The sequence below is a fragment of the Bacteroides sp. AM32-11AC genome (assembly GCF_003603515.1).
In the GTDB taxonomy this organism is placed as follows: Bacteria; Bacteroidota; Bacteroidia; order Bacteroidales; family Bacteroidaceae; genus Bacteroides; species Bacteroides uniformis.
In genome coordinates this window covers 248370-260407 of the sequence record NZ_QTNH01000004.1, presented here as the reverse complement: position 1 = coordinate 260407, position 12038 = coordinate 248370, and the positions used below count along the sequence as shown (strand labels likewise).

Below are 12038 nucleotides of genomic sequence, written 5' to 3'. Positions count from 1 at the left end.
CTATGGCTTTTATTTAGGTTTCTAATGATTGTTTCTTCTGTATTTCGCGATAAATCTTCGAATATGCTTCAGCTGTATTCCTCCATGAAAAGAGTTTCACACGTTCCAGCCCATAGTCTACTTGTTTTTGATAGAAGTCCGCGTCATTTTCCAATTTAATCAGGGCATCGGCTATTTGTTGCGGTTGTTCCGGATTGATAAGAACTGCTCCTTCACCTGCCACTTCGGGCATGGCCGAAGTGTGGCTTGTAATGACGGGAGTGCCGCAAGCCATGGCTTCGAGTATGGGAATGCCGAAACTTTCGCGCAGGGAAGGGTATAAAAAGGTGAAGGCTGTATTATAAAGGGCTGCCAAATCTTGGTTGTCAATGTAGCCCGGATAAAACAACTGTTTCTTTATTTCTGTGATTTGCTCTTGCCGGAGGAGGGCGTCAATATATTCCTCTTTCAAATCGGCTATCAGCAACGGACGTTTCACAGCCGATTTTTCCAGATAGAGGGCATAAGCCTTCAGTGTGCGTGCTGCATTTTTCTTGGGGTCGGTATTGCCCAAGAAGAACAGAAAACCTTCTTGTGGGATGTATTTTTTGATGATGTTGGAGTGGGGTGTCCGAGGGATAAAGTGTTTATTGTATCCGTTGTATACAGCTGTTATCTGTTGCTCCGGCAGGTGCAACGCTTCCCGGATGCGGTTGCATTCGAAATGTGACACTGTGATTATCTTTTTACACTTCTTCAATATTCTTGGAACAACCATCCGTCGGTAGTGCCATCCCATTTCCTGATAGAGCGAAGGGCTGCGGTGCTGCCGCGGTTCCAGATAGATGATGTCATGCAATGTCAGTACCAAGGGGACCGGGCACCACAACGGAGCTGTATTGGATGTACAATGTAGCAGGTCTGCCTGCAATTGCTGTACAGTATAAGGTAATGCCACTTGCTCCCATAATGGATAAGAGGGACAATGCACTTCTATGATGCTTAGGTTCTCCGATTCTTCCAGACAGCGGTCTTCGCCCGCAGAAACCAGCACATAATAGTGGTTCCCGTCCTTACGCTTCTGCAACTCTTTTAGAGTTTCCAGAATGACAAAGTCCATTCCGTGCTTGTCACTGCGGAAGATGCGTTGAGCTTCAATCGCTATTTTCATGGTTACTGATGCTTGTTATCTTTTTCTTTTTTTTGCCGAAAAAGCGTCCTATATGGCTGAATATACTTGAGAATATCAGTATAGGCATGGCCCAAACTGCTTTGCGGAAATGGCGGGCTATTTCCCCTTCGGGCATTGCCATAAGGAAGGTGACGCCAATGGCTAGCAGCAGTATATACCATTTAAAGCAGAGTGTCCAGTCCAAGAAAGTCATCCCTATAGCTATGAGGACGGTAAGTCCGATAAGTAGCAGGCGGGAAGGCATAATCCACTGTACCAGTTTATTGCAATAATCCCACCGCCCTTGCAGGAAGGCAAGGGGAAGGCGCTTCAATGCCAGGAAAGTGCTGCTGTACTGGGAGGCAATCCAGCGCTGGCGCTCTTCGTTATAGCCGTACGCATTGTCCTTCTTCTTGCTGTAACAGACAATTTCTTCCAAGTATTCTGTATATATGTTTTGTTCCAGCAAAGCTACTTCCATTGCTTTGCTGAAGTCGCTTCCTTTCAATGTAGGAGCTATTTCATGGAACATCGCAAAATCAAAAGCCATCCCCGAACCGATTAGGGCTGAAGAGAATCCCAGAGTTACTTGACCCTTGCGGAATATATGGTTGTTGATTTCTTCACTGGCAGCCGTAAGGACAGCAATGCTGGTATTCAGGTTCTCAGCCATACGGTGTGCCTGGATGGAATCGCATCCCGAATAATATGCATTGTTGAATAAGTCAAGTGCGTTGGGCACTACACGGTTGTCGGAGTTGAAAATAACTACCATATCATATTCGTGTGGAGAATAACGTTCCATGACCTGCTGGATAGCGTATACTTTGGTACAACTTTCCTTATCGGGCACTACAATATTGACCGGCATCTGAAGAAGTGTGATAAGATCCTCCTCGGGTAGTTGGGTGGCAGCGACTGCAATGTCATATTTCTCGCGCGGATAGTTTTGCGTGTCAAGGAAAGTGTTGATACTGCTGATAACCTCTTTGCCGTCACGCAGGACGGTGAATACAACAAGAAAACGGTGTTGTATATTTGCATGGGGATAGGGATTCTTGTACTTTCTCAGAGAAGCGAGAGAATAGATGAACAAATAGGCAATGGGGAGCAGGAAAATCAAAAACAAGATAGCATCTCCCATTTGCAGGGCATTGTTGTTTTCGTCCATCCACCAGTCCGGATTGAATATGGAAAAGATTTCGTTCATATAGTTACTGTTTATTATTTCGTTAATAATTGTCGTTTCTCTTCGAGGAGTTGCTTGTCAATATAAGGACTATTGACGATACATGCAAAGAATGTCCATAGGATAAATTGCGTATTGGGCTGTCCGAAAAACTGATTTCCGTATGCACTTAACATTAATCCAAATAGTCCGCATATAAAAGCGGTAAGTATACCTCGAAATTCTGTATTCCTCACTTTGAACATGATGAGATAACATCCCCAAAACAGACAAATTAATAATACGGCAATATGCAATATAAGTCCCACAATGCCGGTTTGTACCCATATTTTGACATAATATGAATCTACCGGGAAGGTTGTGATATATCGGTTTCCATATTTCCGCGCTTCTACTCCGGCCAATCCTATTCCCTCGCCGAACGGCCTGTCTTTCATGTACTCGGCCATCTTCTTCTGGTTCTCAATACGTACATTGAAGGATGCGTCCTGGGTGGGTTTAAAGGCAGTTCTCATACGGCTGATCATAGCATTGCTTTCACCGATATAGGTGAAGGCAAAGAAAATGTATATTCCGATTCCTACTATGGCACTTGCCAATGTGAACTTTATACTTTTATTGATTAGGCAGAAAAGGACCAATCCTCCTAATGGGACAATCATTGCACCGCGTGTGCCGGACATGAATAGCCCGATAACTCCCATTATAGCGATTGCCAGATAGAACCAACGTATTTTTTCCCCTTTGGTATAAAAAAAGATGATGCTGTATACCAGTGCTATATTGCCCATGTTTGAACCATGATTGCCCGCATCGGTAAATGTAGAGAAATATCGGATACCGGTGCGGAGAAGGTGGGTACGGTAACTTTCGGATGAATAGAGCCAGGTTGTCTCATACTGGTCCCAGCCTATGTATCTTTGTATCATTAGCTTGATAAATGATATGGTTGTAAATATGGCTATAATCATTATCAATGCCTTTACTAATTTAAAACGCGTAAAGAAAGCTGTCAGCAGGATGATGAATATCAGTGTGGCAGGATACATGGCTCTGGAGTTTACCCATGCCTCTGTCAATCCGTTGGGATTGACTATTTCCAGAAAACAAAAGACAAACCAAATAGCGTAAGCTACCGTAACCACATTGAAAGAACGTCTCCACTTGATGTCTTTGGAATAAGGGGAATGCAATATCATGCAAAATAGAAAGAATAACATTCCGATGTCCAAGAGTATGCTGATGCCGTTGACTCGGATAAAGGTGCGATAAATGACTCCCCAGAAATAGCAGAGCGTTCCATAAGTGATAAGTGCAATCAAAGGACGTTTTATCGACAATATAATATAAATTATGGCAATGGGGATGAGGACAACAAGAAATGCCTTCAGCAATTGGTCATTTAGTGCATGATAGGCTATAGCCGCCAGACCGATAAAAAGCACGGCGGATAAAGCTATTTGTGGAGATATGTGTCTTGTTGCAATTCCCATATTTCTGGTCATTATTTAACGGCTGCTGGTTTTGAAGTCAGGCCTAATTGTGCCAATCGGCTGAAGAAGGAGTGTACCGGAGTCTTCGGAGGCAGTTCTCCGGTGAAGGCTTCTACAACTTCACGGTCGGCATTGTTCAGATAAAGGAATAATGGAGTGTCTGCCAGTTCGTCTTTCAACGGTTTTAAACGATTGTCGTCATCCTTACCCCACAAACGGCAGGCATTGGCTATCAGTAGATTGAAATCCGCTTTTTTCAGAACGGGTATAGGCAGTGATGCTACATTGACGGAAGGGTATTCTACCAGTATGACATCCGGTATTTCTTCTGCTTCATTTAATTGCCAAAAATCGGAAAGTTCTTGAGCCTGTACATATATTTTGTCTTTTATTTCAAAATCATGGTTATGTTCTACAAGGCGTACCCGAATACCTTCCGATTCCCAGTACTGGATAAAGTATTTGGCAAGAAATGATTTACCTTCGCGGGCGTTCATGCTGAGCAGATTTATTATAGTGGGACGTCCGGGCTGCAAATAGTTATTTAATTGACGACAACTGTATGCGGCTGCCAAACGGTTGCATGCCTTAAGGAAACCACGATATTTTAAATTGCTGATACCGTTGAAGGCAGCAATAACAGGTAATCCCGTCAGACGTTTGCTGCGTATGGGGTCGCGAAGGGTACGGTCCAGTAACTCGATGAGCAGGAAGTAGGCGGTAATAAATATCAGGCTGCCAAAGAATGCTGCTATAATAATAACGGCTCTTTTTCGACCGTTATCTGTCAACGGATAATTGGGATCTGAAATAATCTGTAGGTTAGCGGTGGTCATTTTTATATTTTGCAAACGCAAGTGTGCATCTGCCAATCCTTTTAACTGCTGGCGATAGGTATCTTCGGCAATGCCTATGGCACGTTCTTTTCGTTTTACTTGGGTACCTATAGGAGAGAAATGAGCGTATTCGTTGATGATATCAATTTGGCGATTTGAAAGTACCTGCAATTCTGCTTTAGCTTTTGCTTCGTTAATACAAGCCATAAGCCATTCATCCACCATGTTTTTAATACCTACTCCTTCCTTGGAAAAACTATATTCGTTCAAATTGTCGGAAAGATGGCTGATTTTCTCTTCCGCCTTTTTAAGATTTTCTTTTTCTTTGAGGAGCTTTTCACTGCTCTGTTGGCTTTTCTCTGTTGTGAAAATTTCATGCTCCATAATACTCTGATTCAAATTGCTGACTTTCTCCAACTCTTGCAGCAGATTTGTATTGGTACGGATTATTTTGGCACGAATGTCCATTTTCTCTTCCAACATCTTGCGTAATGCCACAGCACTCTCATAAGTACGTTGAGAGGCCTCTATGCGGTCATCAGCAGCATATTTGGTCAGAGCCAATGCTTTCGATTGCTCGTTATAGTTGATGACTTGCTCCTTAACGCTGTAATCAGTTAAATCATCTTCTTCTCTTGTCAAAAGGGCTTTAGCTTTTCTGACTTCCTCCTCAAAATAGGCAATGACATTGTTTGTGGCACTGAAACGCAGAATTTCATAAGCTTTCATTAATTCGTCCTCCAGTATCTTGACCGTATTTTGGGCAATACCCGGATCGGTAGTTGTGTAATTGATTTCTATCAAGTCGCTGGTTCCCAACCGCTTTACGTCAATCGTGTTCAATGCTGCATAGCTGTAGTAGGCAGTGGGACGGCTGAAGATTGCATAAATATAATTCTGTCCACTTTCCTTGCGATATTTTGTGAGGTTTTCTGTTGTTTTGTCTACAGACGAACGATTGACTAAGGCAAGAACCTCTTTGGGAGTGGCCTGAATGAGTTGGCGATAATGTTTGGCTTGAATATACATATTGTCTTTCCATTCATCGCCATGGACCAAGTTGGTGGCGAGCAGACGGATGGAAACTTTTTCCAATGTACTTTTGGATTTGGCAATATTGATGATATTGTCAAAGGTACTATTTATATTCAACAATTCTGTTCCATCCAGATTGGTGCTGTTGGTTATACCAGCATAGAGACTGCTATTTACCGTATAGTTGAAGGGAAGGAACTGGGTAAAATAGATTACCAATGCGGTAACTATGAGACTTCCCCACAGCAACCAATAACGGATGCGGTAAAAGAATTGGGTTAAAAATTGTACTATATCCATAAAGAGTTATTTATCTTTAATGACCTTTACATTTGTCAACATTTCTAGTAGAACGATAGAGTTGTGCAAAGCTACCCGGGCCTGCTCATAAGAAACAACGGCGCCGGAACGGCGGGCACGTTCTAGAGACAATGAGATTATGTCAATAGTGCCTTGTATGAAATTATTCTCTGAAATCTTCATTTGTGCATTGTATAATGCAGCCGATTCGGCCTTCGCTTTGATGGTTGCCAGTTGTTCGGTAACTGCATTATAGGCTTCCAACACTCTCAGCTTTCGTTGTTCCATCACTTCTTCTTGTGAATATTGGAGTTGTTCTATTTGATAACGGTAATCTTTGAGCTTTAACGGACGATTGAACAATTCTCCTAAACTGATACCGACACTGGCGCCTACGTTAAAATTATGTTGGGCACTTGACATCGTTGTTTGGTACATTGGGGTGAATTCATCGCTAGCATTACCAATCACATTATATCGTCCGTAAGAATAATTCCCGTTGAATCGGAAATAATTCCACCAATTCCGCTTTTGCAGGCGGTATTGGTTTCTGACTTGTTCTACTTGTGATTGGGCACGCTTTACCGTTGCATTTTCTATCACAGCATCCAAAAAAACAGAAAGGGGAGGAAGCTCTAATTTGTCTATTTCCGTAGGCATACTTGAAGTTATCAGACCAACTGTACTGATATTTGTTTTTTCATCTTCGGCTTTTAAGGCTTCCAATATCTTGATGCGCTCCTCCCGTGTCAACTCCTGCTGCGCAGCCACAGACAAAGGTACCCCCAACAATCCTAAGAGGATTACACTGTAAATGATGGACGTGATATATCTTTTTATCATCTCTAAAGCCATATAATTCCTATTATCTTTATTTTTATACATTCTCTTTCTGCACAAACGCTGTCAGCGTCTTGCACAGTATCTTCATGTCCAGCCAGAATGAAAATTCTTTGGCGTACTTAATGTCCAGTTGCTTGCGCTCTTCGGCCGACATCTTCCCGGCACCGCCTCGTTTCTCCACTTGCCACAGTCCCGTCAGTCCGGCAGGGGCCATGAAGCGCTCGATATATGCGTCGCTGGTCAGCAGCTCGGCCTCGTAGAGGGGGAGCGGGCGGTTGCCCACGATGCTCATGTCTCCTTTGAGGACGTTGAACAGCTGCGGCAGTTCGTCAATGCTGTACTTGCGGATGAAACGGCCTACGCGGGTGACGCGGGGATCGTTCTCTATCTTGACAAACGTATTCTGTTTTTCTTGGGCCTTCTTTTTAAGGAAATCTTCTTCGGAGATGACGAAATCGTCCGAAATCAGCAGGGTAGCCTCCTCTTCGGAAGTGCCGGTCAGGTCGTCGAAGCGGATATCGGGCTGCTCGTCCGTAAGCTCTTCCTCTATCTTATATTGGTTGAGGGCGTTCAGCTCTTTCAGGCGCTTGTCGGCATTGGTGTACATGGAGCGGAACTTCAGGAAGTTGAATATCTGGTAGTTGCTGCCTACACGCTGGGACTTGTAAATCACTCTTCCCTTGCTTTCCACGCGGATGGCTATGGCTGTCGCGATGAGTATGGGAGACAGCACAATCAGTACGGCAACAGCAAAAAGGATGTCGAATATGCGCTTCCACACAGGCAGGTGGAAGGTGTTGAATATCTTACGGTGTGACTGGCTGAATTCCTGCAACTTATGCTCCTTGCGCAGTTGGAGGAATTTTGTCATTTGCTGGAGGCTCTCTTCGCTGGCCATGGGGGAGAGGGTGTTGTTGACACCTGCCTGCAGATAGAGCTTGCGGTGTTCCTTCTGCAGTCCTTCAGTGATGAGGATGATGTAGACACGGGGGAAGCGCTTGTGCAGGAAAGTGATGTTCTGGCTGTCCGTTTGAGGGGTGCTTTCTTCGTAAAGAATGGATGTGTTGTACCGTTCGCGGATACCGTCGATGACTTTCGCCGCTTTGTTGCAGGATGAAACAGCCATGAACATGCCTCCCGCAATTTTGCTCAAGTGGTCGATGGTGACGCGGTTGCTACCTATGTAGATATAATATAACATATCCATTGATTTTGTTGTTTAGAGAAATTTCTTGATGCGGGCCTTCAGCTCCATAGGATTGAAAGGTTTCAGTATGAAATCCTCGGCTCCGGCTTCGAGCAGGTTGATGCGCTCGGTGGTACTTTCCTCACTGGAAAGCATCACGACCGGAATGTCCTTAAAAAGTGAATTGCTTTTCAGATATGCCAGGAATTCACCTCCGGTCATTTTGGGCATGCGTATGTCCGAAATGATGAGAGCGGGCTCGTTCCCCTCGTTCAACCATTCTATGGCCCTGACGGGATCTTCAAAATAAACCAGCTCATTCTCTTTCCCTAAATAGACCGAGAGTACCTTGCCTATGGCAGGTTTGTCATCTACAAATAATATTTGTTTCATTGTTTATGATAGTTGTTTGCTATATTTATCTATATACATTTTCTTCTACCGGGTGTTCGTACCATTCCGTATACTGGGTTCTGTCTTGGGCCCAATAGATGAATTCCGGATATGCGCTTGCCTCGGGGATATCAGTACGTGACACATTGATTGTTTCTTTGGGATAGCGGAAGCCATACGGCACGCAGATTGCCCACGTGTTGTTGCCTGCCAAGTCAAGATTCTCTTGCTGTATGGTTCCGGCGGCAGTGGCGCCATATCCCCAAAATTCGTAAAGATGAACTTCCATGCGTTGTTCCATGCTTTTATATTGATAACAGATGAAGAAGTCCAGATTGTCTTTTGAGAATGGGGGCTCTGTCCGGGTTTGGTCTGCCAGTTCAATAATGACTTCATAAGTGTACTCTTTGGCGGTTACTCCAATGCCGGTATTTACCATCTCACCCGGTTCAACTCCGAATACATTGTGTACCTCGCCTGCGATGGGGATTACGACACTCGGATCGGAATCTTCCATGTAAGTAACGTTGTTATACCTGAATTTGTTGTACGAGCTGTTGAATGACTCCTGGAAACGCGAATCGTCGCCTCCGGTCTTGATTTCTTTGATAGCTGATTTATTGATTCCGACAATCCGTAGCCCTACGCCCAACGGCTTGCTTGCTCCTGCTGCAGCAAGGGTCACGTCGAGCTGTATGCGCTTGATGTGGTTCGTCTTTTTCTCGCGGTGATAGCGGGTCTCCACGTCCAAGACCACGTCGTTGAAGTCATAGTCGCCTACCAACGGGAAGTTGTCTTCGAATACGTACGTATAGGAGACCGGGTCTGTAGGGGTTTCTGAGCCGGACTCGTCCGGAGTGTTGCCTTCGCCCGTACAGTCTCCGGCGGGAATGGTGATGGGGGATTCTCCCCATTTGGATATGGTTCCTTGGGTGTTCTTGATGGCATCAAGGAATTTGGCTTCCCACCTGTCCTCGGTGATATCATCGTCAATTTCTTTCACTTCATAATGAATGTTTCCCTGGCTGGAGAAATTTCCTATATCTTCAATTTTATTGATTTTTACCAGTGCATATTCATTGTTTGGACCCATAAATTGTGCTTGTGACAATTCCGCTTCATCAAGCACGGTTATCATGGAGTTGTCACCCATCGTGATTTGGGTGTTGTAATTGTTGCTATGGTCTCCGAAATCCTCTATCTCTGCAGAGGAGATGTCTCCCATGTTCAGTGTGCCGACAAATTCTTCTACATATAGATAGCATCCGTTGTCTATAGTGATGTTGCTGTCGGTTTTCTCGATATAGGCTTTGCCCTGGTTGATGAATTTGCATCCGCTGTCGAAATTCATTTCATCGACACGCACGGTACCGCAATTATAGAATGCTCCTCCCTGGCTGACATGGAAATCGTCTATTTCCATAGTGCCGGCATTGTAGTTGTAGCTGCCTCCGGATGCATTGGTCAATTCGATGTCGTTCCCTTTGATGGTTCCACCCGCGTAGACGATAAACCGGCTGGATTGCACTAAAGTGAAGGTGTGCTCGTCCGGTATCACGATTTCCCCTCCGTCAATCACATAGAATTCGAAGCCTCGTTCAACGGTCATGTTGTTTCCATTGGGTTCCCAGCTGCCTTCAATGATGATGATGGCCGGATTGTCACTTCCCATGCCGTCCTTGCTGATTTTATTCCTATATATATTGTCTTTGGAGATTTTGTAGGCTTTTCCGTTTTGAAAATCGGTATTCGGCCTTATTTCTTCGGCACTTGATAGCATTGCGGTGATTTCTGCCTCAGACTTTTCCGGTGAATAGGTCTCGATGCTGACACTGCGTGTCCATGCGGCACGTGTAGTTGTGGGGGAACTGCCGAAAGCGGCATGGAGCTGACCGTTTTGGATGGATACGTATTTTACTATGTTGCGGCTGTGTGCATCGGTGCGGCACACAAAAGCGCTCGTCAGCACAGAAGGGCAGTCCATGACGGTAGTAAATACTGTTGTATTATTGGCGGTGCCTTCTGCCAGCAGTTTGGCGGATGACCGGCTGATTAAGGGGTTCTTGTCGTAAATACGTATGGTGTAGTCGATGCCGGTATCTTCGGATACAGAAACATTGACCCGGACCTGCTGAGTCATTTTCCAATCCATAGCCGGGTCTATGTTCTTGACCGGAAACCTATCCTGATAGGCTGCTTTCACTTTCTCGGGGTTAAAAACATCGTCTTTACAACCCTGCAGCAGTATACTCATTGCAAGAATAACAAGCGGCAGAAAGCGTTTGTATTGGATATTCTCTCCCATATTTTACATTTGTTTTGTTTGATTGTAAGCAAAAGTACGTTTATTTAAGCTAATATGCCTTATTAATGGGGGATAAAAGCGTATTGGTTAACGCTTTTTAACGATTTTACATGGATAGATAATGCAAGTTTGTCTTGAAAATTATCAATATTACTAAATGCCCTCTGTATTGCCGCTTTACTAAATCTTGGTGATTTCTCCTGCCAGGTCGGAATTCATGCGGTGGCGGATTTCGGTTTGGTCCAGTCCATGCCCCAGGAGGAACATGAGTTTGGTGACGGCACATTCGGGGGTGCTGTCATAGCCGCTGATGACACCTGCCTGGAGAAGTTGCAGACCGGTTTCGTAACGCCCCATCTCGACGGCGCCACTTTGGCATTGGGTGATGTTGACGATGACAATGCCACGTTCGCTGGCTTCTTTCAGCTGGCGGATGAACCATTCTTTCTGGGGGGCATTGCCGGAACCGAAGGTCTTGAGGACCACGGCTTTCAGGCCGGGAACATGAAGCACGGAGTTGATGATGCTTTCCTGGATGCCGGGAAAGAGGGTGAGCACTACGACATTGGTGTCGAAAAGGTAGTGCGGCTTCATGGGGCGCGACGGGTCGGGACGGCGGATGAGGTGCTCGTTATAGCGGATATGGATGCCTGCCTTTGCCAGTGCGGGATAGTTGAAGGAGCGGAAAGCGTTGAAATTCTCGGCATTGATTTTGGTGGTACGGTTGCCCCGCATCAGCTCGTTCTCGAAGAAGATGCACACTTCGGGGACGATAGGAGTACCGTCCGGATGCTTGGCGGCGGCTATTTCAATGGCGGTGATGAGGTTCTCTTTCCCGTCGGTGCGCAGGGTGCCGATGGGAAGCTGGGAACCGGTGAGGATGACCGGCTTGGAAAGGTTCTCGAGCATGAAGCTGAGGGCGGAGGCTGTATAGGCCATCGTATCGGTACCGTGCAGGATGACGAAGCCGTCGAAATTGTCGTAGTTGTAGTTGATGATTTTTACAATCTTTGCCCAGAGGGAAGGCTCCATGTCGGAAGAGTCGATCGGTGGGTCGAACTGATAGGAAGAGATGCGGTAGTTGAAGCGCTTCAGTTCGGGAACATGCTGCAGCAGTTGGTCGAAGTTGAAGTTCTCAAGCGCACCGGTCTCGGGATTTTCTATCATTCCGATAGTTCCGCCAGTGTAAATCAATAGTACGGAAGGGCAATCGACTTTCATGATATTCGTATTAGAGCTTTTTTCGGGCACAAAGATAGTGAAATATGAGATGGGGAGAAAATAAAAGAGACAAGTCTTTGCAGATTT

General features: G+C 45.2%; 9 protein-coding genes. All 9 read right to left on the bottom strand.

Features of this window, described 5'->3' with window-relative positions:
* Positions 1–13: 13 nt before the first annotated feature.
* Complete coding sequence (locus tag DW800_RS06250; protein WP_035448699.1) at positions 14–1150, bottom strand: glycosyltransferase family 4 protein; 1137 nt, start codon at positions 1148–1150, stop codon at positions 14–16.
* Positions 1134–2360, bottom strand: a complete 1227-nt coding sequence (locus DW800_RS06245) for a glycosyltransferase family 2 protein (RefSeq protein ID WP_035448697.1) — start codon at positions 2358–2360, stop codon at positions 1134–1136. The genes DW800_RS06250 and DW800_RS06245 overlap by 17 nt, the downstream gene beginning before the upstream one ends.
* Before the next feature lie 14 nt (positions 2361–2374).
* Positions 2375–3832 carry an O-antigen ligase family protein gene (locus DW800_RS06240; protein WP_165859890.1) on the bottom strand — a complete coding sequence of 486 codons (1458 nt, stop codon included), beginning with the start codon at positions 3830–3832 and terminating at the stop codon, positions 2375–2377.
* An 11-nt stretch (positions 3833–3843) separates the two neighbouring features.
* Positions 3844–6003 (bottom strand): GumC family protein, encoded by a 2160-nt coding sequence (locus tag DW800_RS06235; RefSeq protein WP_117703265.1) that lies wholly within the window; start codon positions 6001–6003, stop codon positions 3844–3846.
* A 6-nt stretch (positions 6004–6009) separates the two neighbouring features.
* Positions 6010–6846: a TolC family protein gene (locus tag DW800_RS06230; protein ID WP_035449302.1), complete on the bottom strand. Its 837-nt coding sequence runs from the start codon at positions 6844–6846 to the stop codon at positions 6010–6012.
* Between the two features lie 34 nt (positions 6847–6880).
* Positions 6881–8047: a sugar transferase gene (locus tag DW800_RS06225; protein WP_119957922.1), complete on the bottom strand. Its 1167-nt coding sequence runs from the start codon at positions 8045–8047 to the stop codon at positions 6881–6883.
* A gap of 18 nt (positions 8048–8065) precedes the next feature.
* Positions 8066–8425, bottom strand: coding sequence for a PleD family two-component system response regulator (locus tag DW800_RS06220; protein WP_119957910.1), 360 nt, complete (start codon positions 8423–8425; stop codon positions 8066–8068).
* A 25-nt stretch (positions 8426–8450) separates the two neighbouring features.
* A complete protein-coding gene (locus DW800_RS06215) occupies positions 8451–10730 on the bottom strand; it encodes an LruC domain-containing protein (protein WP_119957909.1) in 2280 nt (759 codons plus the stop codon).
* Between the two features lie 180 nt (positions 10731–10910).
* A complete protein-coding gene (gene ansA, locus DW800_RS06210) occupies positions 10911–11951 on the bottom strand; it encodes an asparaginase (protein WP_119957908.1) in 1041 nt (346 codons plus the stop codon).
* Between the last annotated feature and the right edge of the window lie 87 nt (positions 11952–12038).

What these genes read in the sequence shown, in the direction of transcription:
- DW800_RS06225 (WP_119957922.1), bottom strand. Translation starts at nt 8,047, where the DNA reads ATGTTATATTATATCTACATAGGTAGCAACCGCGTCACCATCGACCAC.
- ansA (WP_119957908.1), bottom strand. Translation starts at nt 11,951, where the DNA reads ATGAAAGTCGATTGCCCTTCCGTACTATTGATTTACACTGGCGGAACT.
- DW800_RS06230 (WP_035449302.1), bottom strand. Translation starts at nt 6,846, where the DNA reads ATGATAAAAAGATATATCACGTCCATCATTTACAGTGTAATCCTCTTA.
- DW800_RS06215 (WP_119957909.1), bottom strand. Translation starts at nt 10,730, where the DNA reads ATGGGAGAGAATATCCAATACAAACGCTTTCTGCCGCTTGTTATTCTT.
- DW800_RS06240 (WP_165859890.1), bottom strand. Translation starts at nt 3,832, where the DNA reads ATGGGAATTGCAACAAGACACATATCTCCACAAATAGCTTTATCCGCC.
- DW800_RS06235 (WP_117703265.1), bottom strand. Translation starts at nt 6,003, where the DNA reads ATGGATATAGTACAATTTTTAACCCAATTCTTTTACCGCATCCGTTAT.
- DW800_RS06220 (WP_119957910.1), bottom strand. Translation starts at nt 8,425, where the DNA reads ATGAAACAAATATTATTTGTAGATGACAAACCTGCCATAGGCAAGGTA.
- DW800_RS06250 (WP_035448699.1), bottom strand. Translation starts at nt 1,150, where the DNA reads ATGAAAATAGCGATTGAAGCTCAACGCATCTTCCGCAGTGACAAGCAC.
- DW800_RS06245 (WP_035448697.1), bottom strand. Translation starts at nt 2,360, where the DNA reads ATGAACGAAATCTTTTCCATATTCAATCCGGACTGGTGGATGGACGAA.